This is a genomic window from Acinetobacter sp. ESBL14, assembly GCF_036668815.1.
Taxonomy (GTDB): Bacteria; Pseudomonadota; Gammaproteobacteria; order Pseudomonadales; family Moraxellaceae; genus Acinetobacter; species Acinetobacter gyllenbergii.
In genome coordinates this window covers 1073957-1099040 of sequence record NZ_JAZEVS010000001.1, presented here as the reverse complement: position 1 = coordinate 1099040, position 25084 = coordinate 1073957, and the positions used below count along the sequence as shown (strand labels likewise).

Genomic DNA, 25084 nt, shown 5'->3' with positions numbered 1-25084 from the left:
TATAAAAATATCTAAAATAATATCAAATTTATTAAACTATATACCAAAAACAATCCAGAGAATCTAAGAAAAATAAAATATCTTGTTTATTATCAATAAAATAAGATGTTTTAATAGATACATTTAAAAAGTTGGCACAGTCGCTGCAATAGTATAAGCACACAATATCATTGGGATCTTGTGAATATCACCTGCCTGCAAACGCTTGGCAGGCAGGCTTTGAAAGGAAAACGAAAATGTCTGTCGTTGAACAAATCAACCAACAAGCTCAATTTGAACAAGAACAGCAACAACGCGCCTATCAGGTTCTACAAAATGGCAAAAGTATGCCTGTGAAAATGTGGACCAATGGCGTACTAGTCGATGAAAACTCAAAACAACAATTGCTGCAAACCGCACAAATGCCCTTTATTTATAAATGGATGGCGGTGATGCCAGACGTTCACTTTGGCTTAGGTGCAACCATCGGAAGTGTGATTCCTACCAAAGGTGCGATTATCCCTGCCGCCGTAGGTGTCGATATCGGCTGTGGAATGATGGCGACGCGTACCAACTTAACCGCGTCGGATTTACCCGATAACCTATATGCTTTACGTACTGAGCTTGAGCGCTTGATTCCACATGGAATGACCAAAGGCCGTGGACGAGATAAAGGTTCTTGGGAAACGCCACCTGAAATGGTCGATCAAGCTTGGGCTGATTTAGTTGCAGATTTTGAGTTCATCTGTGCGAAGCATCCTCGCCTAAAAAATACCAATAACCGTAAGCAGTTGGGAACTTTAGGAACAGGAAATCACTTTGTAGAAATCTGTTTAGATGAACACGATCATGTTTGGATTATGTTGCACTCAGGTTCACGTGGTGTGGGTAATGCCATCGGTAATCATTTTATCGAGCTGGCACGTAAAGATATGCAAAAGCACTTTATTAACTTACCCAATAAAGATCTGGCCTATTTAGTTGAAGGTACTGAGCATTTTGATGATTACTGGTTTGCTGTGGGTTGGGCACAACGCTTTGCCATGAAAAACCGTGAAATCATGATGCAGTCTGCGATTAAAGCTTTAGCAACAATTATTCCAAAACCATTTAATGCAAAATTGGAAGCGGTGAATTGCCACCATAACTATGTGGAAAAGGAAGAACATTACGGCGAAGAAGTGATGGTGACCCGTAAAGGTGCTGTACGTGCACGTTTAGGAGAATATGGAATTATCCCAGGTTCAATGGGTGCCAAGTCCTTTATTGTTCGTGGGCTTGGAAATCAGGAGTCGTTCTGTTCATGTTCGCATGGTGCAGGTCGTGTAATGAGCCGTGCTGAAGCAAAACGACGTTTTACCGTGGAAGATCAGATCGTGCAGACTGAAGGCGTGGAATGCCGTAAAGATGCTGCTGTAATTGATGAAATTCCATCAGCTTATAAACCGATTGAAGATGTGATGAAAGCACAGCAGGATTTGGTTGAAGTGGTGTATACATTAAGACAAGTGGTTTGTGTTAAGGGTTAAATACCTGAGCATAAGCAGAAGGTGAACATATGTTTGTCCAATTAAATCATTTGAAGAGCAAAGAATTACAATCTGATCTCGATGCCATACACGCCGTATTTGAAGTTTCTTTGTTTGATATCGCAGATCAAACGGAATCTTCGAATACACTCGCTATTCATCAACAGATGCTATTGAATTGTGAACGTTTAGCAATAGAAAAAGCGTTGGACTTAAACACTTTAATCATTGAGAAATTAGATAGCACTCTTGTAGATATTGATAGTTTAGACAAACCTAATTTATTCTCTGGACATAATTGGTTTTTGAACTTGTTAGAGTCAGTCATTGATCCACCATATGGAACAACCCTTGCCCATTCTAATCGAGTCGCATTCTTCAAAAAATTCACGCAATTATGTCTTCTAACTGAAAAAGACTGTGAAATATATGATTGGGTTGGCTACCCAGGTAGTGGTCGAGATAATGATTCTGAATGGAATGATTATTTTGAACCCGGCCGAGAATGGTGGGGTAATTGGTGCTTAACCATCTATTCACCACAGCAAAATAAAGGCTGTTTACTACTTGCAAGCTCGACAGATTAAAGAATAAATTTTTTAGGAAAATAAAAGATGAAACTTGCAGAAGCACTTTTACTGCGAAGCGATCAACAAAAAAAGCTCGCTTCATTAAAACAACGGATCAACGCCAATGTATTGGTACAAGACGGCGATGAACCGAGTGAAGATCCAAATGAACTGATCAAACAGGTGTTTGCTTTAACCCAAGAAAGCAATCAATTGATTTGTCGTATTCATTTGACCAATGCACAAGCAAAATTAGAGGATGGCAAAATCCTACTGTCCCTATTAAGCTTACGTGATAGTTATGCTGAGCAGCATAAGATTCTCATTGATGCGATTGCCAATACCCATCGTGAACCTGATCGTTATAGTTCACGCGAGATCAAATGGCAGAAGGTTATCCCTGTCTCTAGCTTGCAAAAACAAGCCGATGATATCAGCGCGAAATTACGTGATTTAAATATCAAAATTCAGGCTGCCAATTGGCAAATTGATTTAGTCGAATAAACAACAGATTTTGTGAATTGAGTTCACAATCACAGTTTGGGCATACTGGGCGAGTACAAGATCCCGCTTTACTCCGATCTGAGGGATTGAAAATAATTCAGGCGGCTATGGCAGCATGTGAGCCGTGCATCAATCTTCACTGATTAGGCTCAGCACCATGTACCGAGTAAACCTTTGCCGAAAGCAAAGTCACGCGTTACTTCGCATTACCATGTACTGACAGTATGTTCATTAAATTACAAAATAAGGAAAATAGACGTGAATAAAGCTTTGGCAAATATGCCAGCAACCATCCAGATTGATGGTTCACAAGGTGAAGGTGGTGGGCAAATTTTAAGAACCGCCCTTGCCCTTTCGATGATTACAGGTCAGGCATTTGAATTAATCAACATTCGTGCTGGGCGTAAAAAACCAGGCTTAATGCGTCAACATTTAGTCTGTGTACAGGCATCTCAACAGATTAGCCAAGCCTATATAGAAGGTGCTGAACTGCATAGCCAGCGCTTGTACTTTGCACCACAGCATGTGCAAAGTGGAAAATACCAATTCCAGATTGGTTCGGCAGGAAGTACAACACTGGTTTTGCAAACCCTATTGCCTGCTTTGTTATTGCAAAATGACGCCAGTGAACTCACGATTTCTGGGGGTACCCATAATCCGCTTGCACCAACAGCTGATTTTATTGAGCATTGCTTTTTGCCTACGCTCACAAAGCTGGGGATCGAAAGCGAATTTAAGTTAAATAAAGCAGGCTTCTTCCCAATTGGTGCAGGTGAAATTCAAATCAAGATTCAGCCATGGCTACATCGAAACAAGTTAAATCTATTAGATCGTGGCGCTTTACAAAGTACTGAGGCTTTTGCAGCAGTATTGAATCTTTCAGAAGAAGCACAAATCGCAGAACGAGAATTAACAACTTTAAATAAAAGACTGAAACTAGATACGCAACAGCAGTTCCATTTAAATGGGATTAGCCAAGGCAATACGGCGTATGTCAAAGTTGAGCATCAACACCACACTCAGCTATTTACTGCTTTGGGTGAAATGCGTAAAAGTGCAGAACAAATTGCCAATCATTTGGCTGAACAGGTGAAGCAATATATTAATTCCCAAGCCGTAGTAGATGAATATTTAGCAGATCAATTGTTATTGCCTATGGCATTGGGTCAAGGGGGTGAATTTACTGCACAATGTATTAGTGAACACACCCGTACTCAGGCCACAATGATTGAAAAATTTATTGATTGTGAAATTGAATTTATCGAGGTGGATAAAACGCTATTTCAAGTCAAAGTAAACGTAGAATATTAAATATGAAAGAACATACTCAAATAAGCAAGTTTTTAAGCCTGATCTTAAGACATAAGCCTGAACAAATTGGGCTTCAGCTTGATCAAGAAGGTTGGGCAAAAATTGCTGAGCTCATTGAAGCTGCGCAACAACACAATGTTCTTCTAGATGAAGCATTCCTCCAAGTAATCGTAGAACAAAATGATAAAAAACGCTTCCAAATTTCAGACGATGGTTTGATGATCAGAGCTGTGCAAGGCCACTCAACAAGCACCGTACAGCGGCAAATGATTGCACAAAAACCACCACAATATTTATATCATGGCACAGCGAGTCGATTCATAGATTCAATTCAGACGCAAGGCTTAATTGCAGGACAGCGCCATTATGTACATTTAAGTGAAAATAAAGAAACGGCGTTGAATGTAGGTCAACGCTACGGTAAGCCTGTGCTCTTCTTAATCAATACGATACAAATGCATAAAGATGGCTTTGAGTTTTATCAGGCAGAAAATGGTGTTTGGCTAACAAAGCATGTACCAACACAATATTTATTACTAAATGATCAGACCAAGACAGAATCATTGGTCTGATCTGATTCCGAGATTGAGTTAACGCACACTTTCCAAAGCCGTCACCAATAACTCCCAACATTTCTCGACCGTATCTACTTTAACCCTCTCACCTGGCGCATGCGCCCCTTGAATATCAGGGCCAAACGATACCATCTGTAAATCAGGATAATGTTCAGCGATAATGCCACACTCCAAACCAGCATGAATCACTTTCAAGTTTGGCTCAATCTTAAATGCAGACTGATAAGCTTGTTGTAAACATTTCAATGCAGCCGAATCTGGATTTGGTGTCCAGCCCGACACTAACGGCGTTAATTCGGATTGAATCTGGAAATTGGCAAAGTGTTGTTGAATGTTTTGTGCAAATGTCACTGCTTCTTGGTTCACCATCGAACGAACCATAATCAAAGTTTTCGCTTCATCTTTCGTCAGTTTGACCACACCAAGATTATTCGAAGTCTCAACCACATCGGGTAAAGCAGTACTCCACTGTGCAATACCATAAGGACACGTTGCCAATGCCTGCAACCATGCTTGTTGCTGCTGTAATGTAATGACTTCATGTATCTGATTGGCATTTTGCTGCACGGTGATCTGCAACTGCTCATCAATACCCTGTAGCTTTTGCTGCCATTCCACTTGTGTTGCTGCAACTGCTTTTTCTAGATCAGCCAATTGATCTTTTTTAATTGCAATCGTTGCCACAGCTTCGCGTGGGATAGCATTTCGAGCCGATCCACCGACAAACTCAACCAGTCGGCCATTGGATGATGCCAAATAATCATTCAGGAAATTGGCCAAAATCACATTGGCATTACCACGACCCAAATGAATATCAACCCCTGAATGACCACCTTTTAAACCTGATACCAACAGATCCACATAAATCAAATTTGCAGGTGCTGGTTCATATTCAGGTGATTGCTGTACTTCTAAGTCAATACTACCTGCGCAGCCAAGATACAACTCGCCCCATTCTTCGGTATCAATATTAAAAAGCCACTGTCCAGTTAACACACCTGACTCGAGTAAACGAGCACCGCTCATTCCTGCTTCTTCATCAATGGTGAGCAAAACTTCAATCGGTCCGTGCGCGATATCGCTGGATTCTAATACAGCCAGCGCCAGTGCAACACCGATACCATTGTCTGCACCCAATGTGGTATTTTCAGCAATCAGCCAGCCGTCTTTTAATACAGGTTGAATGGGATCTTTAAAAAAGTCATGTTGGGTACCACGATTTGCCTGAGTCACCATATCTAAGTGTCCCTGCAAAATCACACCTGCAACGTGCTCTTTACCCGCTGTAGCGGCTTTTCGAATAATTAAATTACCAATGTCATCGACATAGGTTTCCAAGTTGCGCTGTTCCGCCCAATCTTTTAAATGTTGTCTGAGTTGTTGTTCATGTTTGGATGGTCGAGGAATCGTACATAAGGTCTCAAAATGTTGCCAAACCATTTGGGGTGATAATTTAGAAAAATCGACCTGTATCATACACCTATACTCTCAAATAAAGCGTTTAAACCAATATACACCATACACCCAAACGGCAATGATGTTAAATCACTTCAATTAAGATTTTATGCGCAAAATTGACTTAGCTTTTCCATACAAATTGGGAAAAACTATGTTCCGCTTTTAAGCTATTTTCGACAGCCTGAGCCAATTGGCGAATTATGCTTTGTGTTTCAATACGCTCAAACCAAGCTTGTTCTTGCTGTGGATTGGCAGAGATTTCACACAGAATATGACCTTCTGTATCCTGCTGAGAGCAGAGAATAGACAGTGGAAGTTGATGATTGTCGATACGCACTTCAATTTTTTCATGCTCATGACGAATATGCTGGGCATCAAAACCATATTGTTCTAATTGTTTATACAATAATGCAGCCACATACTCTTGCGTGATATAGCATTCATTCGGTGGATGCTCGACCATCCCATGTTTTGGGCAATCTGCTATAAATTGCAACGTTTTCATGCTATTCCCTCTATTTTTATGTTTTTAACTCTGGATCGCAGAGTAAATCCGACGCGAACGGTAAGAATTATTATATATACAATTGTCTTTAATAGATTAGCTGATTGTCTTAGTTCTATGGCTAAATTGATAAATTTAGACCCGATTAGATATGTACATCTACAAACTCAGCATTTTTATTATTTAAGCGTTTTCGCCTTATGTTTAGCCAATTGTTTTTATGAATATGCTTATAAAAAAAGCAGCATTTAACTTAATTAATCAAGCTAAACACTGCCTTTCCAGATCAGCTTATGGATTCACAACCTGTAAATCCAAACCTGCTGTATTTGCAAGTTCGGTGAAGGTTGGGAAACTGGTTGCCACAGTTTCTGTACCATGAATGGTGATATTACCTGAAGTACGTAAACCCGCCATACTGAAACTCATGGCAATACGATGGTCATGATGTGATTCAATTTCACCACCAGTGAAAATGGCTGACCAGTCACCAGACTTACCCTTACCTTCAATGATGATGCCATCGTCGGTTGGAGTACAGTCAATGCCCATAGTTTTTAAACCATCTGCCATCACTTGGATACGGTCAGATTCTTTAACACGTAGCTCAGCAGCACCAGTCAGAACCGTTTGGCCTTCTGCACAAGCAGCCGCTATGAATAATGCTGGGAATTCATCAATTGCTAACGGCACTTGATCTTCAGGCATATGAATGCCTTTTAGTGTACGAGAACCTTTGATATGAATATCTGCAATAGGTTCACCACCTGCAATACGTTCATTTTCTACAGTTAGATCAGCACCCATTTGCTTAAGAATTTCAATTACACCTGTACGCGTTGGATTGATCCCAACCGCTTCAAGAATGACATCTGCACCTTCAGTAATTGCAGCACCGACCATAAAGAATGCAGCAGATGAAATATCAGAAGGCACTTGAATATCAGTACCGACTAATTTGCCGCCCCCCACAAGCGAGATTTTATTGCCCTCGGTTTTCACATCATAACCAAAAGCACGCAACATACGCTCAGTATGGTCACGGGTTGGTTCTGGCTCAGTCACCGAAGTTTCACCCGCAGCCCATAAACCCGCCAATAAAATACCTGATTTCACTTGAGCAGATGCCATGGGTAAATCGTATTGAATCCCTTTAAGGGCTTGGCTACCTGTGATACTGACGGGTGGTGTACCTTTCTCACCCGTAGTTTGGATTTGTGCACCCATTTCACGAAGTGGTTTAGCAATACGTTCCATTGGACGTTTAGACAACGATGCATCACCGGTCATCACTGAATCAAACTTCTGTGCAGACAACATGCCTGACAGCAAACGCATACTAGTCCCTGAGTTACCCATATACAAAGCGCTTGCTGGCGCTTTTAAGCCTTGCATGCCTACACCATGAATAGTGACTTCACCATTCTTCGGTCCTTCAATGCTCACACCCATATCACGGAAAGCCTGCAAAGTTGCAAGTGCATCTTCCCCTTCCAAGAAGCCTGTCACATGCGTTGTGCCTTCGGCAATCGCACCAAACATAATGGAGCGATGTGACACAGATTTGTCACCCGGTACGGTGAATTTACCTGTAAATGTTTTCTTTCCCGGTAAAATGGTAAATTGCTGTGTCACCTTGTTTTTCTCCATCAAAGGTTTTTTGGCCAACATATGGTTAAAGTGCTGACGTGCTGCTTGAGCATGCCCGAGCAGTCCCATCAACGCTTGCGAATCTTCCTGTTCAATCAATTTCTTTAAAACTGACAATTGCTGTTCAAAGCCCTCAACAGCATTCAAAATTGCGGTTTTATTGGCAAAGAAAATGTCATGCCACATCTGTGGATCACTGGCTGCAATCCGAGAGAAGTCACGAAAACCTCCAGCAGCATAGCGAAAAATATCTAAATTATCTTCACGATTTGCCAGTTGTTCGACCAGATTGAATGCCATCAAATGTGGTAAATGACTGGTATGTGCCAATACTTCATCGTGCTTAGTGACATCCATGCAAATCACTTCGGCTTTTGCCGCAGACCAAAGTTGAATCAGTTTTTCAACAGCCCAATCAGCACTGGTCGGAAGTGGTGTCAAAATCACTTTATGATTGACAAATAAGTCAACTTTTCCTGCATGTACACCAGTATGTTCAGCACCCGCAATCGGATGACCTGGTACAAAACCGACTGGTAGATTTTCACCAAATACTGCTTTTGCTGCTTCAACGACATTACCTTTGGTACTACCCACATCGGTAATAATGACATTGTCTGCAAGATAAGGCTTGATCTGTTCCAGCACTTTTTGTGTCGCACGAACAGGCAGTGCTAAAACAATTAAATCTGCATCCCGAACTGCTTCTTCAGGTGTTGCATAACCGTGTTGAATAAGACCGAGTGCCTTAGCATCTTCTAATGTTTTTTTTGAGCGTGTTGAAGCCACAATTTGAGCTGCAAGTTGTTCTGCCACAATCACACGAGCAAGACTCGATCCAATCAGTCCAAGCCCAATAAATGCAACTTTCTTAAATAATGGTTGAGACATAAAACATATTTGCCTAATGAGACGACTTTGATATGGATAGATACCGAAGTCATCTATCCATACGATAAAACGGGATTATAAAACAGCGATTGGATACGAACCGAGGACACGTAACTCTTTCACCATTGGACGGATTTCTTCCAATGCCGCTGCAACATTTTCCTGACCGATATGTCCTTCTAAATCAATAAAGAACACATAAGCCCATTTCTCAGGTAAGGCAGGACGCGTTTCAATACTGGTCAAGCTGATTTGATGCTTGGCAAATGGCGCAAGAATTTCCAGTAAAGCACCGGCACGATCATGCGCAGAGATGAGTAGCGAAGTTTTATCATTCCCGCTTTGAGGAATCTTCTCACGACCAATCACAAGGAAACGTGTGGTATTTTCAGGGTTATCTTCAATATTGCTATGTAAAATCTCAAGGTTGTACATGCTTGCTGCAATATCAGATGCAATCGCTGCTGAGTGCCATTCATTACGAATACGGCGCGCCGCTTCTGCATTTGAGTTCAGTGCAACACGCTCAACCCCTGGATAGTGTGCATCTAACCATTTACGGCATTGTGCCAAGGTTTGCTGGTGTGCATAAATCTGCTTAATGCTGTCTTTACGGGTATTTTCAGATACAAGGAACTGGTGATGGATACGCAGCTCAACTTCACCAATCACATTGACTGTCGATGATTTAAAGCAATCTAGGGTATGGTTGACAATCCCTTCTGATGAGTTCTCTACTGGAACTACACCATAATGTGCGCTGCCCGCTTCAACTTCACGGAATACTTCATCAATGGTTGGTAATGGACGCACAACCGCATCTTTACCGAAATGCTTTAATACAGCGGAATGGGTATAAGTGCCTTCAGGCCCAAGGAATGCGATACTTTGTGGTGCTTCAAGTGCCAAACATGCTGACATGATTTCACGGAACAAACGCGCCATGGTTGCATCAGACAAAGGCCCTTGATTACGCTCCATCACTTTCCGTAGCACTTGCGCTTCACGTTCAGGGCGATAAAACAGCGGATTTTCTTCGGATGCAAATTTCGCTTTGGCTACCGCTTCTGCAAGCGTGGCACGGCGGTTGAGTAACTCTTGGATTTGTTGATCAACACTATCAATATCGTTACGAATTTGGTCTAAATTAAGTGAATTCGATGTGTTTTGTCCATCGTTTACCATTGAATGCAGCCTCAGCAAAATCATCTATAAGAATGGATTACAATTCATCTGTGAATTGATTATCCGAGCTAGTATAGCAACACTTTAAGCTATTAAACACGCTGAGTTTTAACTCTTTTTATTACCAAACTTTATTGATAATGATTTTCATTATATATTGCTAGCAAAATTTCACTGCTTGCGAATAAATTATGTTTAAACGACTTGGTATTTTGACTTTTGCTCTGCTCATGGCTACACCCTTGGCTTTTGCTCAGCCCAACACCTCTAGTTCAAATAAAGCACCTCTCAAATCACAAACCAATATTCAACAAAGCTTTGTAATCGCATCTAAATATACAAAACATGATTATCTGATTCAGATCTCTGTTCCTGCTGGTGAAGCTCCAAAGCAAGGTTTTCCAATTCTGTATGTATTGGATGGTAATGCTGCTTTTGAGAGTGCTGCCAATATTGCTAAATCAGTGGGTGGTGGTGCCAATCGCTTGGGTTTGAGTCCTGTCGCCATTGTTGCTATTGGATATCCCAAACAAAGTACTTTTGATGTAGAAAAACGGGCTTTAGATTACACACCTAAAGCATCGGCTGAATTTCAAAAACAAGCCAAGTACAGCTATGGTGGTGCAGACCAATTCATTCAATTTATAGAAAAAGAGCTGAAACCTGCCGTTCATGCAAAAATCAAAGTCAATCCACAGCAACAAAGCTTGTTTGGACATTCCTTTGGCGGACTGTTTGTTTTACATACTTTCTTTAGCCAACCACAAATGTTCCAACGTTATATCGCTGCCAGCCCTTCACTCTGGTTTGACAACTATGCCCTATTAAACCGTCAGACAGATTGGTTAAAGAACCAAAATAAAACTCAAGATCTTATGCTGATGACCACAGTGGGTACACATGAGCATGGTCGTAGCCCAACACCAGATGCTGAATCCTTACAAAAGCAGAATGATTTTTACCAAATTTTTAATCAGCAACGTTCACCGCATTTCTTGTTCTGGAATTATCGACATCCTGCTGAGCAGCATCTCACCAATATGTATGCTAGCTTACCGAAAGCGATTATGTTGGCAGGTTGTCAACCGCAAAGTTGTTCAAATCTCTTTGATGAACCAACACCATAAAATCCTGAATAAACACCGCTACATTTAAGCGGACGATTCTCTCCGCTTAAATTTGAACCTTTCAGTAGCATAGATTGGTTATACTGTCTGAAGATGTCATAACAACAGTAAATACAATGAATAAGATTTTCGGCTTAGCTTTATTAAGCTTGATCAGTATCGGTTTAAGCGCATGTAGCGGTTGCCCCATGATTGCGGGTTGCAATGGTACTGATCGCTCACCTTACTTTATCAGCCCAGTGAGCAGTCAAGCTCGGGGAATTCCGATCCCCCCTCAAACCAAGCTCACCTATCAATCACAACACTTTAGACAGACCCATCAGCAAACTCATACTTTAAAAGAACAAAACCTAACAGGCATCGCCCTTCCTGAAAATACCGCCATCCTTTGGGGCGGTATGCCCGTTGAGCAATTTATTCAATATATCGATCCCGCAATGAAGGGTTTTTTTGTCTATCCAGCAAGAGGCTTTAAATCAGAACAATCGAATGCATTTCTAAATTTATGGAAAAGTTGTGAAAGCGATTTAAGCATTTACTTAAAAAACCCAAATGATTGGACATTTAATCCATCTAATATGGAGATACGCGGCTGTGGAATTAATATTCAACAACGTAGTGCATATACGGAAGACAGTTTTCGGCAAGACGAAGCCGATGAGTTTCTACGCAAGATCAATCAAGCCTTGCAACAATTACCTAAACAACAGAGCTACCCTGTCATCCAACGATCAAGCAAATAGTGAAAACAAAACAGCCTGCTCGAAAGCAGGCTGTTTGACTCGATAAATACGGATTAAGCTTTACCGATAATGCCACGCGCCACGATTTCTTTCATGATTTCATTGGTACCGCCATAGATACGTTGAATACGCGCATCAACAAAGAAACGTGAAATTGGATATTCAGTCATATAACCGTAGCCACCAAATAATTGCAGCAAGTTATCGGCTACTTTCATTTGCATATCGGTACTAAAGCTCTTCAATGCGGCAGCCGTTTCCACATCCAACTTGCCTTCATTATATAAAGCTACGTTTTGGTTATAAAAAGCGGCTGTTGCCAACTCATCAATCTTCGCTTGCGCCAAGACAAAACGTGTATTTTGGAATTGTGAAATTGCCTGACCAAAGGCCTGACGTTCTTTTACATATGCTGTTGCTAAATCAATTGCACCACGGATTGCGCCCAATGCAGTAGACGCAATCGCGGTACGCTCACGCGGAAGCTCTTGCATCAAGTAAGCAAAGCCTTGCCCTGCTTGACCCAATAATTGATCTTTCGGTACTTTGACATTATCAAAGAACAGCTCTGAAGTATCTTGTGAATGCAAACCAATTTTGTCGAGGTTAGTACCCTTTTTAAAGCCCTCTAAATGTGTGTCAACCAACATGAGTGACACACCTTTGGCACGCGCTTGTGGATCAGTTTTTACTGCCAGAACCACAAGATCTGCATGCTGACCATTGGAAATAAAAGTTTTTGAACCATTTAACAGATAGTGATCATCTTGCAGGATGGCGCTGGTCCGCATTGCTTGTAAGTCCGAGCCAGCACCCGGTTCAGTCATACCAATGGCACCAACCACTTCACCCGATACCATTTTGGGTAACCAGTACTGTTTTTGTTCTTCTGTCGCAATGTGCTGGATGTACGGCGCAGCAATTTCAGAATGACATGAAATCGCGGTGGATAATGCACAGTAGCCTGCACGCGCAGACTCTTCAACCAACATGAGTGAATAATGCGTTGGTACACCGTAACCACCATATTCTTCTGGAACATCGACACATAAGAATCCATTTTCGCCCAATGCGTTCCAGACTGAACGCGGCATAATCCCTTCACGTTCCCATTGCTCATAATGCGGTGCAATCTGCTCGCTCATAAAGCGTTTAAAGTTATCGCGGAAGAGTTCCAAATCTGAATCATAAGCTAACATCATTATTTCCTTTCGCTTTCATTGTTCTTAAAAATTTGTTCGCAGTCATGCTAATAACTTTTAGATGGGATGTCATGTCCCGTTTACATCAAATCACTAGACTGATTCGGTCAATAATTTTGTTTGCATCGCCAATCTCTAAACCACAATTGCTTATTGATTAAACAGCGTGTTGGTTTTTTTATGCTACGCCGCCCAATTTTATGTCATATTCATTTTATTCTTTGTGACAATCTTCAATACGACCATGAACACAAAACGTAATATCTATAAAACCGCAGAACATCCCTTTGCTCAGTATGTTCGTATTTTAGGTAAGGGCAAAACAGGTTCTCGTTCGCTTAGTTATGAAGAAGCCTATCAAGCTTTTAGCATGATTTTAAAAGACGAAGTACTTGATGTGCAGTTGGGTGCATTCTTGATGCTGTTACGTGTTAAAGAAGAGTCTGTCGATGAATTAGCGGGTTTTGTCCAAGCCACCCGTGATCAACTCAATTTTCAGCCACTTGATGTCGATCTTGATTGGTCCTCGTATGCAGGCAAGCGTAAACACTACCCATGGTTCTTATTGGCAGCGCTGACTTTAGCGCATCATGGTTACAAAATTGTGATGCATGGTGCATCGGGGCATACCATTAACCGTGTCTATACCGAACAAGTTTTACAATATTTGGGCTATTCAATTTGTCAAAATCAACAAGATGTCCGTGAACAACTTGAACAGCACAACTTTGCTTACCTCCCTCTTGAAGCAATCTCACCGATTCTAAGTGAATTAATCTCGCTACGAAATGTAATGGGGTTGCGTTCCCCAATCCACACCTTGGCACGCCTGATTAATCCATTTAATGCCAAAGCGACCTTACAAGCAATCTTCCATCCAGCTTATCGCACTTCACATCAACAGACCGCATTCCGTTTAGGTTATCAGAACAGTGCCGTGATTAAAGGTGAAGGTGGTGAGTTTGAACGTAATCCTGATGCCAAAACCTTAATTTGTGGCATTAAAAATGGTGAGTTGTACGAACACGAACTGCCTAAATTGACCCCTGACCGTAGCCCAATTGAAGAAGAGCTTGATCTAGCTGTGTTTAAAGCGGTTTGGCTGGGTGAGCAGAAACATGAATATGGAGAAATGGCGGTGATCGAAACCATGGGAATCGCGTTGTATACCATGGGTGTAGTCAATAGCTATGATGAAGCAATGGATAAAGCCAAAGCGCTATGGGAAAAGCGTCTAAACTAAGCCAAATGGCGATTTCAAGTCAAAGAAATCGCCATGATCTTTACAATATATTGCTCTATCGAACTTTAGATTCAAGCATCGCAGCTTTAGTGATAACGATAGTATCTGCAACAACTTTACTTTTTCTGAACAGCCCCCCCATAACAAGCCGGCAAGAAAGATTATCTGTTAATAACGCCTCAATCTGCTTCTTTCTGAGGCAGATATTCATTGCCTCATCTTCACAGACTTTAAAAGAACCCGCTGAAATATACATCCCATGTTCAACACGCCCCTCATCAATCGAAACGGAGCCTATGACGACATAATCTTGTATTGGCTTGCATTTAAAATGTGAATATTTATAGTTTTCCTTAAGATACAAATCGTTTAAGTTATTCTTCGTCATCATCTCAAAACTGAACAAGTCCCCACTAATCCCATCAAGTCGAGAATAGGTCATTTTTCCTAACTGGACATTTTGAACTATTTTACTCTTTTCATTTGAAGGATAACTACATCCTGCAAGAACAAAACTGAATAGTACGATCAGCTTAAGCATCAATTGACCAATCTCACGTTTCACTTTTTGCTTAACTCTAGAAACCCGTATATTTTAGCTACAATACAATAGACCATTTAAAAATCTTAATCTTCAACATAATAAAAATCTGGCCAAAACGGATATTCCTGCCCTGAAGAATGAATATTTCTTAGGCTCAATTGATCACCTATTTTAATTGTAATCTTATTGACGTCATAAGGACCAGACAGATAAGCATCTCGTTGTTGACCTATAAAGGTCTTACAATATGCATCATGCGCTTTAATCTTTTGGGAGTTCTGCATAGTTTGCGCCTCTATCACCTGAATCCCAATCAATAACATAGGATAACCATCATTCTTGATAGTTGTATATTTCGTTCGTGGCGAACTATATTTTTGACTAGCTACAACATTTACTTTAAGGCGGCATTCAATGGGCTGTTTGGCAAAAATTATGCTTGTATTAAATATAACAAGTGCAGTTAAAGCGATTTTAAGATAAGTCCTATTCATTATTTTTCTCATCCAAATATCGTCATGACTATTTTCCATTGCTAGCCTGTTGGTGCAACTGCTTTACCATTATACGTCTTTCTAACAAAATTTATTGAATGAGCTGTTATTATTGAACTGAATAGTAAACACTATCCAAATTAATTTTATAGTTCGCAATACGATATATCTGTTAAACAGATAAAGTGAGAATAAATGTTGGATCAAAACTCTCAAACAAGCAATATAAAAAAAACAATCTCTAAATATAGAAAAAATCGTTTTAAGCAACCATTTTATATCAGTATGGTCTTAGCCATGACACTATTCAGCTACCCTTCAGCATACGCACAAAATGACCTCACACAAACCGTATCCAATCAATTAGAACGTGCCAATCAGGGCAACACCGCAGCCCAAGTTTATATTGCAAATTCATATTACATGGGGAGAAATGGTTTCCCAATGGATGATAAATTAGCACTCAAATATTATCTTTTGGCTGCAGAGAAAAACCATGCAGAAGCTCAATATGTACTTGCGATGATGTACCTTGAAGGCGAAGGAACCAATATTAATCAGCAGCTTGCTTTTAAATATCTAGAAAAATCAGCATATAACAATTTATCTCAAGCACAATTTGCATTAGGTTTGTGGTATCAAGATGGGGATGATTTTTTGAAAGCGAATCCCCAAAAAGCGAAATATTGGTTAAACAAAGCTGCTCAAAATCATTCAACCCAAGCCCAAATCGAGTTAGAAGAGTTAATACGATAAAATTAACCCTTTTCCAATCTCAACAGCATAGAGAAAAAATATTAACGAGGAAAAAGATGGGAATCGAGTATTTTATTATCGCAATGGATGAGTCAGCGAGCAAAGATGATCTCTTAAATATCTTTAGTCCCTATTGGGTAGAAATAGAACACAATTATTATCTTTTAAATTATGGCAACACACAATTTCAAAATCTAATCCTGAATAATGAATGTCATTTTTCGATAAACTTTCATGAAAATAATAGTACGGTGGAAAGTATCACAATTTATAAACCATGCGGTGACATCAAACTGGAACAAGCAATTTATCGGCTTATTCAGAATTATCCAATGTTCCTCACCTATCCTCGTGACCCTTTAATTGTCGTTACTGCAAATCCTAAATGCCTTGAACTTATAAGAAAGCAATACCCTGATCTTCTTGAGAATTTAAAACTAGTCTCTTGCTTTGAGGAGTACCATAATCTTGAATAACCAGTTTATTCATTTTATAACTAAAATCTTGCTAAATTTTCATACGCAATAAAAATGCTCCATAGGAGCATTTTTATTCATTCCAGTCGTATTAAACAAAACGAATTGGCTTAAATTCAGGCTCGTGTTTGTGATGATCATCATCACACTCTTCGCCTTCCTCTTTAGTACCACGGTCGATATAACCACTACGCTGTTCTTTTGGCAAATGTTCCATTTCCCATGCATATACCGCTTGCATACAAATTTCACGCTGCTCTTTGGTCAATGCAATACCATTTGGCCATTTACCAATTTCAACAGCAGTACGAAGACGCTCAACAATTTCAGGATTTAAAATAGCGAGCATTTGTTCAATATTCATGAGTCATCCTGTTGAAAAGATTCAAAATCTTGATTCCACCCCAATTTGGTACGACATGCCATATAGAAGTCATAACCGGGTGGATGTAATAAGCTTAGTTTAAACGGATGTTTGCGAATATGCACAGTATCACCGACATTTAATGCAACACTATGTTGACCATCGGCGCTGACCATCGGCAAAACACGGTTTTCCCGAATGGTAATCTTCACCTCACTTTGCCCACCGACTACGATTGGTCGTGATGACAACGTATGCGGATGCATTGGAACTAGTGCAATCGCATCCATACTCGGATGCAAAATTGGCCCACCACCTGACAGTGAATATGCGGTTGAACCCGTTGGCGTCGAAACAATCAAACCATCACTATGCTGACGATAGACATATTGTCCATCAATATTCAGTTCAAAATCGATCATATGGACCGATTTGCCCGAATGTAGCACCACATCATTCAATGCAATCGCATCATAAATCGTTTCACCATTGGTTCTGACTTCCATTTCCAATAAGAAACGGCGATCCAATTGAAACTGACCTTGCAAGACCTGATCAAGCTTAAAAATAGCCTCTGCTGGCTTAATATCGGTCAAGAAGCCCAGTCGACCACGGTTGATGCCGATGACTGGGGTATTGTGTCGAACCAACGCACGTGCAGCATGCAATAATGAACCATCCCCACCAACGACCACAACTAAATCGACCACTTCCCCAAGCAAATTTCGGCTAACGGTCTGCCCATGACTATAAGGCACCAGTTTGGCTGTTTCCTGATCAAAAACGGGGTTTAAGCCTAAAGTGATCAGATGATCATGAATTAAACATAACGTTTCTACTACAGAATATTTGTCTGGTCGTCCAATTAGACCAATATTTCGAAAGGATTTATGTGAAATTTGCACGAATAATTCAGCTCCGTCGCGATTACTGACTATCATATCATTAACAACCAATGTTGCGTTGATGATTGATTAAAAAGTATAAAAATGTCTATCCGTTGTTTTTTTATACGATTAATGTCAACACATTCTTAAACTTTTTATTGCATGTTGCTATTTATTCACAGTTTTATGATTGCAAAATGACAATAAGCTATCGCATCATTACCGACATTGTTTTGGTTTTAACGCAAATCTATGAAGTTTGAACGTGGTATTGGTTTTCTAGCACTCATTTTCTCAATGTTAGTGATAGGTGTCTTTGTTGCTTTTAGTATCTATCTGATCCGCTTGGATAATATTATTCGTGACAAGTTTGAAGGTCAGCGTTGGGACATTCCTGCCAAGGTGTTCGCTCGCCCATTAGAAATCTATTCTAATGCACCGATTACCCAAGAGAATTTTACCCAAGAGTTAAAATTACTGGGTTATAAAAACACGGCGAATTACGATAAGTCAGGTAGTTATGTGGTACAGGGTAACAAACTGTATGTGCATACTCGTGGTTTTGACTATGGTGACAGCACCGAGCCTGAACAAGTACTCGAACTTGCCTTTATGAATGGTCAAGTTAGCGAAATTCGCTCGACTAAACCTTCGAATACAGGAATTGCACGTTTAGAACCTTTATTGATTGGCGGTATTTACCCACAGCATAATGAAGACCGTGTCCTCATTAAACTGAATAAAGTACCAAAAACCCTGATTGAAGCATTAATTTCAACCGAAGACCGTAACTTCTATCACCATCATGGTATTTCAATCCGAGGTACGGCACGTGCTTTGGTCAGTAACGCCACCGGTGGTCGCCGTCAAGGTGGTTCAACCTTAACGCAACAGCTGGTTAAAAACTTCTATCTCTCTCCAGAGAAAACGTTAAAACGTAAAGTCAATGAAGCCCTAATGGCTCTACTGATTGAATTGCATTACAGCAAAGATGAAATTCTGGAAGCGTATCTCAATGAAGTAAACTTGGGACAAAACGGCAGCTATTCAATCAATGGCTACGGTTTGGCATCACAATTTTACTTTGGCTTACCGTTACGTGAACTGAATATCTCACAACAGGCATATTTAGTTGGCCTGGTTCAAGGTCCTTCTTTATATAACCCTTGGCGTAATCCAGAATCAGCCAAAAAACGCCGTGATGTTGTATTAAACAACATGAAAGTCATGGGTTACTTAACCGAAGCTGAATACCAAGACGAAATTGCCCGCCCTTTAAATGTGGTGAGTAAACCAACCTTAGGCCCTGCAAAATTCCCAGATTTCCTTGATATCGTGCGTCGTCAACTTCGCACTGAATATCAAGAAAGTGATATCACCAATCAAGGTCTAAGAATCTTTACCACACTGGATCCGATTGCACAAACCCAAGTCCAAAATGCCTTTAAGAGCACTGTGGATCGTTTAGCCAAAGCCAACCCTGCCCGTTTGAAAAACTTGCAAGGCGCTGTTCTGGTTGCACATCCTGAAAATGGTGAATTAGTCGCTGCCGTCGGTTCAACTCAAGACTTTACTGGTTTTAACCGTGCACTGGATGCCAAGCGTCAAGTCGGCTCTCTGTTAAAACCGATCATCTACTTAAATGCGATTGAATCTGGCCGCTATACTTGGGCAAGCCCGATTGAAGATAGTGCAGTGAATATTCCAATTGATGGGGATAAGAGCTGGACACCGAAAAACTATAGTGGTGGTGAACATGGTGTTGTTCCGATGCAACAAGCATTGGCCAACTCGTATAACCTTTCGACCGTACGTTTAGCCAATGAGTTTGGTTTATCCGCGTTCAGCAATAAATTAAGGCAGTTTGGCGTAAGTTCAGACATTCCTGCCTACCCTTCGATTTACCTTGGTGCCGTAAATATGTCGCCGATGGAAGTTTTAAGCATTTACGGCAATTTTGCGACTGGTGGCTTCAAGTATCCACCACGCTCGATTCGTACTGTGGTCGATGCCAAAGGACATTTATTAGATCGTTATGGCTTAAATGTTCAACAGACTATTGATCCTGCTGCGGCCTACATTCTTAACTATGGTTTACAGCAAGTGATGCGTTCTGGTACAGGTCGCTCTGCTTATAACAGCTTACCTGAATCATTGAATTTAGCAGGTAAGTCAGGCACAACAAATGATACGCGTGACTCATGGTTTGCTGGCTATTCAGGCAATCACGTTGCAGTGGTGTGGTTAGGTCTGGATGACAATAAAGTGACGGGCTTAACAGGTTCTTCAGGTGCATTACCCGTTTGGACCAATGTGATGCGTCAATTACGCCAAGAACCTGTGAACCTACGTCAAACCGACAATGTTCAATGGCAATGGATTGATAGTGCAACGGGTGACTTATCAGCGCAAGGCTGTGATGGAGCGTTGTATATTCCATTATTACGTCAAACTGTACCCCGTCGTGCAACCCTTTGTGGACAATCTCATTACGAAGTAGAACCTACCTATATTCCACAGTCCGAAGAAACCCCTGCCGATGATCATAATGACGGTATCAGCAACTATATTCGTGAAAGTGAAAACCAAATGGATACAGATTTATCCAATCGCCAACCCAGCCGCGTTATTTCGAGCGGCAGCTATAGCGGTGACAACTAAGTCAAAAGGATAATTGGATATGATGAAGAAAACTGCAGTCTTGGTTGGTATGTTGCTACTTGCAGGCTGTACCACAGCGCCTGAAAAAACGCCGACCAAAACAACACCAGCTCACCCGCCTAAGAAAGTGACTGAACCTTCTTCTGGGGTGAAAATTACGCCTTATGAACAAAAAGAGATTAAGCGCCAAAGTGTGCCTGTGGTGGTGCCGCAGCAAAAAGTTCAGCAAAAGTTTAATGATGGCAGTCAACTGCCCGCATTTAAAACCTTAATGCAAAAAACACAAGTCGCTTATAAACAACAGCAATTGGCGGAAGCTGAACGTTATGCCCTTCAAGCACAACGGATTGCACCGCAAGCGACTGAAACCTATTTGTATTTGGCCATGATCGCCGATCAGCGCAAAGAATATGCCAATGCCGAAGCATTGGCACGTCGTGGCTTAAGTTATGCACAAAGCAATGCCATGAAGAAACAGTTCTGGTTGATTATCCTGAAAGCCAGTGAAGCCCGTGGCCATACCGTTAAGGCTCAAGAAGCGCGTAAAGCCATTCAGGCACTTTGACTTTAGTCAGCTGAAATAAATTGACGAATTCCAGCAAGCCCATAAGCATGATGTTTTTGGGCTTGTTCTAAATCTGCTGGTGCAACACCACCTAAGGCAAATACAGGAATATCACTGTTTTGTGCCAGTTCTGCAAAACTGTGCCAACCTAAGCCCTGTGCTTCAGGATGTGTGGCGGTTGCATGTACAGGACTCAAAAAGACCGCATCACAGCCAATCTGGTGTGCATGCTGTAATGACACTGCATCATGACAGGCCGCAATAAAACGTTTCCCTACGATCAATTCAGCTTTGTTTAAATGCATCAATTGTGATTGCTTCAGGTGGATGGTTTGAATTTTTGCTTGTAGGTCGTTACTCAATTGCTGCCAAAGCGCATAATTGACAACCAGCCGCGAATATTCTGCATCGCTTAATCGCTGCAATTGTGATTCAATCTGTGCTTGATCTTCTAAAGATGTACGCCAATAAAACAAAGCATGCTGTTGTGATATTTGAGCAAGTTGGTCACTAATTTGAATCAAATGCGACCAACTTAAGCGCTCTAAAATTGCAGCATTGGCTTTAGGGAAATTTAAATTTGCCAATTGATCTCGGCTATACCAAGCCCACGGTTGATGAATAAGCCCTAATAATTCATCAGGTACATAAGCATGGAATAAATGCAAATTGACAATGAGATCATCATATTCATGATGAATCAGATCAAAAGCATGCCACTCTTTTAAACCAATACCAACTTCTTCATAAATTTCACGGCGACAAGCCTGCTCAGGGCTTTCCCCTTGTTCAACTTTTCCACCTGGAAATTCATGTTTATTGCCTTGGTGCTGACTGGCTTGTCTCCAACCTACCAATACTTTGCTTTTATGTAATAAAATTGCGATCGCAACATCAACCGTAGCTTTGGTCATAACAGACTAAAATCTCTCATCTTTTCAGTTTTATTTTAAGTAATTTATAATCGCTTTCCCATGTCAAAAAATAAAAATAATAGACGATTTTGTAAATTCTTAAAATTTCCGTTGACAGGTCTATTCGATAATGATTATCATTTAAAACATTAAAAAACACACCACGGAGCATAACAAATGAACGCACCATTTAGCCTATTTACCCGCAGTACTGATGCAGCTCAATCATTGCCAATGTTGCATTCAAATAACCTTTTTGCCTTAGGTCGCGAAATCCGCATCATGCATGCTGGTGAGGAGTATCGTTTACGTTTAACCCGTAATAATCGTCTGATTTTAACGAAGTAATATAATAATAATCGCACAACAATAAAAAACGTGGGAATAGCAGTATGTCAGCGCATACTGCTTTTTTAATGTGTTTAAATTACAAACATTTAAAACGTATGCTGACTTTTAGACCACCATGTTGAGACAGTGCGAACTCAATTTCCCCATGATGAAGTTCAATAATTTTTTTACAAATAGATAAACCCAAACCAGAACCTTGTGTTTTGCTTCCCAAAGCCCGATAAAAACGCTCACCCAAACGTGCCAAACTTTCTGTACCCATCCCTTGCCCTTCATTTTCTACAATCAAAGCCAAATATTGCTGCTGTTGCTGTAAAGTGATATAGACTTGTCCATGTTCTGGCGTATACCGAATGGCATTATCCACAAGGTTTCGAACACAGGTAAAGATGAGCTGCTGATTGGCAAGAATCTGACCTTGCAGATCTGCCACATCCTGCCAATGCAACTGGATATGCTTTTCCTTGGCAAATAAGTGAAGTGCCTGTATTGCCTCTTCAACAATCTCCTGCATCGAAAAATAAGTTTTGGGTAAGTTTTCCGCATGCTCAGGATCTAATCGCGCCAATAACAATAGATTTTCTAAAGTTTGAATTCCACGACTCACGTCTTGCTGCATTTGTGAAAAATCGGCAGTACGTTCTGGATATTTACGTTGCAACAACTGTAAACGCATCTGAATTGCGGACAATGGCGAGCGTAACTCATGCGATGCATCTGCAGTAAAACGTTGTTCAGCCTGCAAAGAATGATCTAGACGCTGCAGTAGCCGATTGAGCTGAGCCAACATCGGTTGCAATTCTTTTAACTCAACTTCACCAGAGGAGATGGGCCTAAGATCATCCGCATTCTTGGCCGAAATTTGTTTTGATAATTGATGAATCACACTAAATTGGCGCTTGATCAGGAAATGCAGCATGATCCACTGCATTGACCACAGCAAAATTAAGACCAGTGCATATCCCATAAAGCTATGCAGCAAATCTTGAAAACGCTCTTCTAAAGGTTGCAATATCAACACTTGCATATGCGAATTTTCATCTTCACCCGCATAACTTCGCCATAGCTGACCTTTCTGCCAAATCAGGCCGTAGTCGCCATGTGCAGCCTCAATCAAACTGTAATACTGTTGATCGAGTTGAAAGTCTTCTGACTGGGTGAGCACTTGCTGCTGATTGCTTAAACGATATTGAATATCAAACTGATCACTGAGCTCATCAATTTGCTGCCCAGAGGGGCTGGTTAAATCTGCGATAAGCAGCATATCTGAAATCTCATCCATGATTTCGTCTTGTACTTGCATAGTTTGGTAAACAGAAATGACCGCGAATAAAAGCAATGCCACACATCCAGCAACGATGGAGCTGATTAACGAAGTTTTGACCAGTTTGCTTTGTAAGGACAGCACTTTCATTCTGTTATTCCTGATGCATGCGATAGCCTAAACCACGGATGGTTTTGATATATTGCCCACCAATTTTCTTTCGAATTTGATAAATAAATACTTCAATGGCATTGCTTTCAATTTCATCGCCCCATGCATATAAAGATTCTTCCAGTTGTTCCCGTGTCAAAATGTGATCGGGCTTTTGCATGAGTTTATGCAAAATCTGAAATTCTTTCGCGGTCAGATTAATGGCCTGCCCTGCTTTGCTCAGTGTTTTGGCTTGTGGGTCCAGCTGTAAATCGGAAAAATTCAGGTACTGTCCCGCTTGAGCTTGATGCTGACGTAATTGTGAACGAACCCGTGCCGAGAGTTCCTCTAAATTAAATGGTTTCACCAAATAATCATTGGCGCCCAAATCCAAACCTTCGACCCGATCATGAATATGGTCTTTGGCTGTAATAAAAATAACTGGAGTTTTACTATCCTGACGGCGAATGCATTTTAGAATGTCGTCACCTGTAGCCTGTGGTAAGCCCCGATCCAATAAGATGCAATCATATTGATGCTGTTCGACCGCCAAGATCGCATGATCACCACGTTCCACCCAATCGACACTATAGCCATCCATCTCTAACCAGTCTTTAATACTCTCTGCCTGAGAGGCATCATCTTCAGCCAATAAAATTCGCATAAAAAATAATCCTCTCTTTTGATCTATAACATTTTTCTGGGAATAAAGCATAAGCAAAAAACCACATGCTTGTCATGTGGTCTTTTGAGATCATCAGCTTGCTTAGAATTGAACTTGATCTACATCAACCTCAACACGTTTGGCTGGTTTATAATCAATATCAATTTCACCAATCAAGGTTACAGGTGTTTTTGCCGATACAGCTTTACCTTGCCATAAATCATCATCAATATCGACGGTGATTGAACCAGTTTGATCGCTAAACTGATATTTCTCATCGCCAGTCGCCTTCACCACATAACCTTTTAATTGCACTGGCGTATCATCTTTCATCGTCAATGCTTGTTTAACGGTCGTCGTTTGAGTGGGCGCTATCGCCTGTTGATTCACAGCATTTGTATTTGCAACTGCAAAAGTTGTCACACCAACCAAACCAGCAATTACTGCAACTTTAGAAATAACGTTCATCTTGATACCCTCATTTTGGCTTCTTCATTTCGATGTAGGCATTAAAACAAATGAA

The 25084-nt window shown here is 40.8% G+C and carries 26 protein-coding genes; 13 read left to right on the top strand and 13 right to left on the bottom strand.

Annotated features, from left to right (window positions below; genetic code table 11):
- The first annotated feature begins 236 nt into the window (after nt 1–236).
- The 5 genes from V6E90_RS05225 to V6E90_RS05205 all read left to right on the top strand — a co-directional run bounded on the left by V6E90_RS05225 (nt 237) and on the right by V6E90_RS05205 (nt 4464).
- Nucleotides 237–1508 carry an RtcB family protein gene (locus tag V6E90_RS05225; RefSeq protein WP_332604711.1) on the top strand — a complete coding sequence of 424 codons (1272 nt, stop codon included), beginning with the start codon at nt 237–239 and terminating at the stop codon, nt 1506–1508.
- A gap of 29 nt (nt 1509–1537) precedes the next feature.
- Nucleotides 1538–2095 (top strand): hypothetical protein, encoded by a 558-nt coding sequence (locus V6E90_RS05220; protein ID WP_065342153.1) that lies wholly within the window; start codon nt 1538–1540, stop codon nt 2093–2095.
- 27 nt (nt 2096–2122) lie between these two features.
- Nucleotides 2123–2581 (top strand): DIP1984 family protein, encoded by a 459-nt coding sequence (locus tag V6E90_RS05215; protein ID WP_016539863.1) that lies wholly within the window; start codon nt 2123–2125, stop codon nt 2579–2581.
- A 258-nt stretch (nt 2582–2839) separates the two neighbouring features.
- Nucleotides 2840–3892: an RNA 3'-terminal phosphate cyclase gene (rtcA, locus tag V6E90_RS05210; protein ID WP_332604710.1), complete on the top strand. Its 1053-nt coding sequence runs from the start codon at nt 2840–2842 to the stop codon at nt 3890–3892.
- Between the two features lie 2 nt (nt 3893–3894).
- Nucleotides 3895–4464 (top strand): RNA 2'-phosphotransferase, encoded by a 570-nt coding sequence (locus V6E90_RS05205; RefSeq protein ID WP_332604709.1) that lies wholly within the window; start codon nt 3895–3897, stop codon nt 4462–4464.
- 18 nt (nt 4465–4482) lie between these two features.
- Here the strand turns inward: V6E90_RS05205 and V6E90_RS05200 are convergent, their stop codons facing one another.
- From V6E90_RS05200 to pheA, 4 genes are all read right to left on the bottom strand, one after another.
- Nucleotides 4483–5943, bottom strand: a complete 1461-nt coding sequence (locus V6E90_RS05200; protein WP_023269569.1) for an aminoacyl-histidine dipeptidase — start codon at nt 5941–5943, stop codon at nt 4483–4485.
- A gap of 103 nt (nt 5944–6046) precedes the next feature.
- The gene (locus V6E90_RS05195) at nt 6047–6430 is read right to left on the bottom strand and encodes a hypothetical protein (RefSeq protein ID WP_023269568.1); all 384 of its coding nucleotides are present in this window, start codon (nt 6428–6430) and stop codon (nt 6047–6049) included.
- A 291-nt stretch (nt 6431–6721) separates the two neighbouring features.
- Nucleotides 6722–8971 carry a bifunctional prephenate dehydrogenase/3-phosphoshikimate 1-carboxyvinyltransferase gene (locus V6E90_RS05190; protein ID WP_332604708.1) on the bottom strand — a complete coding sequence of 750 codons (2250 nt, stop codon included), beginning with the start codon at nt 8969–8971 and terminating at the stop codon, nt 6722–6724.
- Between the two features lie 75 nt (nt 8972–9046).
- A complete protein-coding gene (gene pheA / locus V6E90_RS05185; protein ID WP_005153565.1) occupies nt 9047–10156 on the bottom strand; it encodes a prephenate dehydratase in 1110 nt (369 codons plus the stop codon).
- Between the two features lie 191 nt (nt 10157–10347).
- On the opposite strand from pheA, the gene V6E90_RS05180 reads away from it, so the two are divergent.
- Complete coding sequence (locus V6E90_RS05180; RefSeq protein WP_332604707.1) at nt 10348–11283, top strand: alpha/beta hydrolase; 936 nt, start codon at nt 10348–10350, stop codon at nt 11281–11283.
- A gap of 116 nt (nt 11284–11399) precedes the next feature.
- A complete protein-coding gene (locus V6E90_RS05175) occupies nt 11400–12026 on the top strand; it encodes a hypothetical protein (protein WP_332604706.1) in 627 nt (208 codons plus the stop codon).
- A gap of 53 nt (nt 12027–12079) precedes the next feature.
- Here the strand turns inward: V6E90_RS05175 and V6E90_RS05170 are convergent, their stop codons facing one another.
- Nucleotides 12080–13225, bottom strand: a complete 1146-nt coding sequence (locus V6E90_RS05170; RefSeq protein WP_016539856.1) for an acyl-CoA dehydrogenase family protein — start codon at nt 13223–13225, stop codon at nt 12080–12082.
- Between the two features lie 247 nt (nt 13226–13472).
- Between V6E90_RS05170 and V6E90_RS05165 the strand changes: the two genes are divergently transcribed.
- Nucleotides 13473–14471 carry a glycosyl transferase family protein gene (locus V6E90_RS05165; protein WP_332604705.1) on the top strand — a complete coding sequence of 333 codons (999 nt, stop codon included), beginning with the start codon at nt 13473–13475 and terminating at the stop codon, nt 14469–14471.
- A gap of 55 nt (nt 14472–14526) precedes the next feature.
- On the opposite strand, the gene V6E90_RS05160 is transcribed toward V6E90_RS05165, so the two are convergent.
- Entirely contained in the window at nt 14527–15036 is a 510-nt protein-coding gene (locus V6E90_RS05160; RefSeq protein ID WP_023269561.1) for a hypothetical protein, read from the bottom strand.
- Between the two features lie 62 nt (nt 15037–15098).
- Nucleotides 15099–15509 (bottom strand): hypothetical protein, encoded by a 411-nt coding sequence (locus V6E90_RS05155; protein WP_332605074.1) that lies wholly within the window; start codon nt 15507–15509, stop codon nt 15099–15101.
- 297 nt (nt 15510–15806) lie between these two features.
- On the opposite strand from V6E90_RS05155, the gene V6E90_RS05150 reads away from it, so the two are divergent.
- Together V6E90_RS05150 and V6E90_RS05145 are read left to right on the top strand one after the other, a co-directional pair.
- The gene (locus tag V6E90_RS05150; protein ID WP_332604704.1) at nt 15807–16265 is read left to right on the top strand and encodes a tetratricopeptide repeat protein; all 459 of its coding nucleotides are present in this window, start codon (nt 15807–15809) and stop codon (nt 16263–16265) included.
- Between the two features lie 56 nt (nt 16266–16321).
- The gene (locus V6E90_RS05145; RefSeq protein ID WP_016660304.1) at nt 16322–16741 is read left to right on the top strand and encodes a hypothetical protein; all 420 of its coding nucleotides are present in this window, start codon (nt 16322–16324) and stop codon (nt 16739–16741) included.
- Between the two features lie 91 nt (nt 16742–16832).
- Here the strand turns inward: V6E90_RS05145 and V6E90_RS05140 are convergent, their stop codons facing one another.
- Nucleotides 16833–17105 (bottom strand): YeaC family protein, encoded by a 273-nt coding sequence (locus V6E90_RS05140; protein WP_016539851.1) that lies wholly within the window; start codon nt 17103–17105, stop codon nt 16833–16835.
- On the bottom strand, nt 17102–18010 hold the full coding sequence (locus V6E90_RS05135; RefSeq protein WP_016539850.1) for an NAD(+) kinase: 909 nt from the start codon (nt 18008–18010) through the stop codon (nt 17102–17104). The genes V6E90_RS05140 and V6E90_RS05135 overlap by 4 nt, the downstream gene beginning before the upstream one ends.
- A gap of 234 nt (nt 18011–18244) precedes the next feature.
- On the opposite strand from V6E90_RS05135, the gene mrcB reads away from it, so the two are divergent.
- Nucleotides 18245–20653, top strand: a complete 2409-nt coding sequence (gene mrcB, locus V6E90_RS05130) for a penicillin-binding protein 1B (RefSeq protein ID WP_016539849.1) — start codon at nt 18245–18247, stop codon at nt 20651–20653.
- 19 nt (nt 20654–20672) lie between these two features.
- The gene (locus tag V6E90_RS05125; RefSeq protein WP_332604703.1) at nt 20673–21218 is read left to right on the top strand and encodes a tetratricopeptide repeat protein; all 546 of its coding nucleotides are present in this window, start codon (nt 20673–20675) and stop codon (nt 21216–21218) included.
- A gap of 2 nt (nt 21219–21220) precedes the next feature.
- On the opposite strand, the gene V6E90_RS05120 is transcribed toward V6E90_RS05125, so the two are convergent.
- Nucleotides 21221–22132: an NUDIX domain-containing protein gene (locus V6E90_RS05120; RefSeq protein WP_065342160.1), complete on the bottom strand. Its 912-nt coding sequence runs from the start codon at nt 22130–22132 to the stop codon at nt 21221–21223.
- A 177-nt stretch (nt 22133–22309) separates the two neighbouring features.
- Between V6E90_RS05120 and hemP the strand changes: the two genes are divergently transcribed.
- A complete protein-coding gene (gene hemP, locus V6E90_RS05115) occupies nt 22310–22480 on the top strand; it encodes a hemin uptake protein HemP (protein WP_004653932.1) in 171 nt (56 codons plus the stop codon).
- Nucleotides 22481–22559: 79 nt separating this feature from the next.
- Here the strand turns inward: hemP and V6E90_RS05110 are convergent, their stop codons facing one another.
- The 3 genes from V6E90_RS05110 to V6E90_RS05100 form a co-directional block, all read right to left on the bottom strand.
- The gene (locus V6E90_RS05110; protein WP_332604702.1) at nt 22560–23897 is read right to left on the bottom strand and encodes a sensor histidine kinase; all 1338 of its coding nucleotides are present in this window, start codon (nt 23895–23897) and stop codon (nt 22560–22562) included.
- A gap of 4 nt (nt 23898–23901) precedes the next feature.
- On the bottom strand, nt 23902–24561 hold the full coding sequence (locus V6E90_RS05105) for a response regulator transcription factor (RefSeq protein WP_065342162.1): 660 nt from the start codon (nt 24559–24561) through the stop codon (nt 23902–23904).
- 102 nt (nt 24562–24663) lie between these two features.
- Nucleotides 24664–25029, bottom strand: a complete 366-nt coding sequence (locus tag V6E90_RS05100) for a NirD/YgiW/YdeI family stress tolerance protein (RefSeq protein ID WP_004653936.1) — start codon at nt 25027–25029, stop codon at nt 24664–24666.
- Nucleotides 25030–25084: the final 55 nt, after the last annotated feature.

Bases quoted from the DNA above. Each gene is read 5' to 3' on its own strand.
- V6E90_RS05225 (WP_332604711.1), top strand. From the start codon at position 237: ATGTCTGTCGTTGAACAAATCAACCAACAAGCTCAATTTGAACAAGAA.
- V6E90_RS05220 (WP_065342153.1), top strand. From the start codon at position 1,538: ATGTTTGTCCAATTAAATCATTTGAAGAGCAAAGAATTACAATCTGAT.
- V6E90_RS05215 (WP_016539863.1), top strand. From the start codon at position 2,123: ATGAAACTTGCAGAAGCACTTTTACTGCGAAGCGATCAACAAAAAAAG.
- V6E90_RS05205 (WP_332604709.1), top strand. From the start codon at position 3,895: ATGAAAGAACATACTCAAATAAGCAAGTTTTTAAGCCTGATCTTAAGA.
- V6E90_RS05200 (WP_023269569.1), bottom strand. From the start codon at position 5,943: ATGATACAGGTCGATTTTTCTAAATTATCACCCCAAATGGTTTGGCAA.
- V6E90_RS05195 (WP_023269568.1), bottom strand. From the start codon at position 6,430: ATGAAAACGTTGCAATTTATAGCAGATTGCCCAAAACATGGGATGGTC.
- V6E90_RS05190 (WP_332604708.1), bottom strand. From the start codon at position 8,971: ATGTCTCAACCATTATTTAAGAAAGTTGCATTTATTGGGCTTGGACTG.
- pheA (WP_005153565.1), bottom strand. From the start codon at position 10,156: ATGGTAAACGATGGACAAAACACATCGAATTCACTTAATTTAGACCAA.
- V6E90_RS05180 (WP_332604707.1), top strand. From the start codon at position 10,348: ATGTTTAAACGACTTGGTATTTTGACTTTTGCTCTGCTCATGGCTACA.
- V6E90_RS05175 (WP_332604706.1), top strand. From the start codon at position 11,400: ATGAATAAGATTTTCGGCTTAGCTTTATTAAGCTTGATCAGTATCGGT.
- V6E90_RS05170 (WP_016539856.1), bottom strand. From the start codon at position 13,225: ATGTTAGCTTATGATTCAGATTTGGAACTCTTCCGCGATAACTTTAAA.
- V6E90_RS05165 (WP_332604705.1), top strand. From the start codon at position 13,473: ATGAACACAAAACGTAATATCTATAAAACCGCAGAACATCCCTTTGCT.
- V6E90_RS05155 (WP_332605074.1), bottom strand. From the start codon at position 15,509: ATGAATAGGACTTATCTTAAAATCGCTTTAACTGCACTTGTTATATTT.
- V6E90_RS05150 (WP_332604704.1), top strand. From the start codon at position 15,807: ATGACACTATTCAGCTACCCTTCAGCATACGCACAAAATGACCTCACA.
- V6E90_RS05145 (WP_016660304.1), top strand. From the start codon at position 16,322: ATGGGAATCGAGTATTTTATTATCGCAATGGATGAGTCAGCGAGCAAA.
- V6E90_RS05140 (WP_016539851.1), bottom strand. From the start codon at position 17,105: ATGAATATTGAACAAATGCTCGCTATTTTAAATCCTGAAATTGTTGAG.
- mrcB (WP_016539849.1), top strand. From the start codon at position 18,245: ATGAAGTTTGAACGTGGTATTGGTTTTCTAGCACTCATTTTCTCAATG.
- V6E90_RS05125 (WP_332604703.1), top strand. From the start codon at position 20,673: ATGATGAAGAAAACTGCAGTCTTGGTTGGTATGTTGCTACTTGCAGGC.
- V6E90_RS05120 (WP_065342160.1), bottom strand. From the start codon at position 22,132: ATGACCAAAGCTACGGTTGATGTTGCGATCGCAATTTTATTACATAAA.
- hemP (WP_004653932.1), top strand. From the start codon at position 22,310: ATGAACGCACCATTTAGCCTATTTACCCGCAGTACTGATGCAGCTCAA.
- V6E90_RS05110 (WP_332604702.1), bottom strand. From the start codon at position 23,897: ATGAAAGTGCTGTCCTTACAAAGCAAACTGGTCAAAACTTCGTTAATC.
- V6E90_RS05105 (WP_065342162.1), bottom strand. From the start codon at position 24,561: ATGCGAATTTTATTGGCTGAAGATGATGCCTCTCAGGCAGAGAGTATT.
- V6E90_RS05100 (WP_004653936.1), bottom strand. From the start codon at position 25,029: ATGAACGTTATTTCTAAAGTTGCAGTAATTGCTGGTTTGGTTGGTGTG.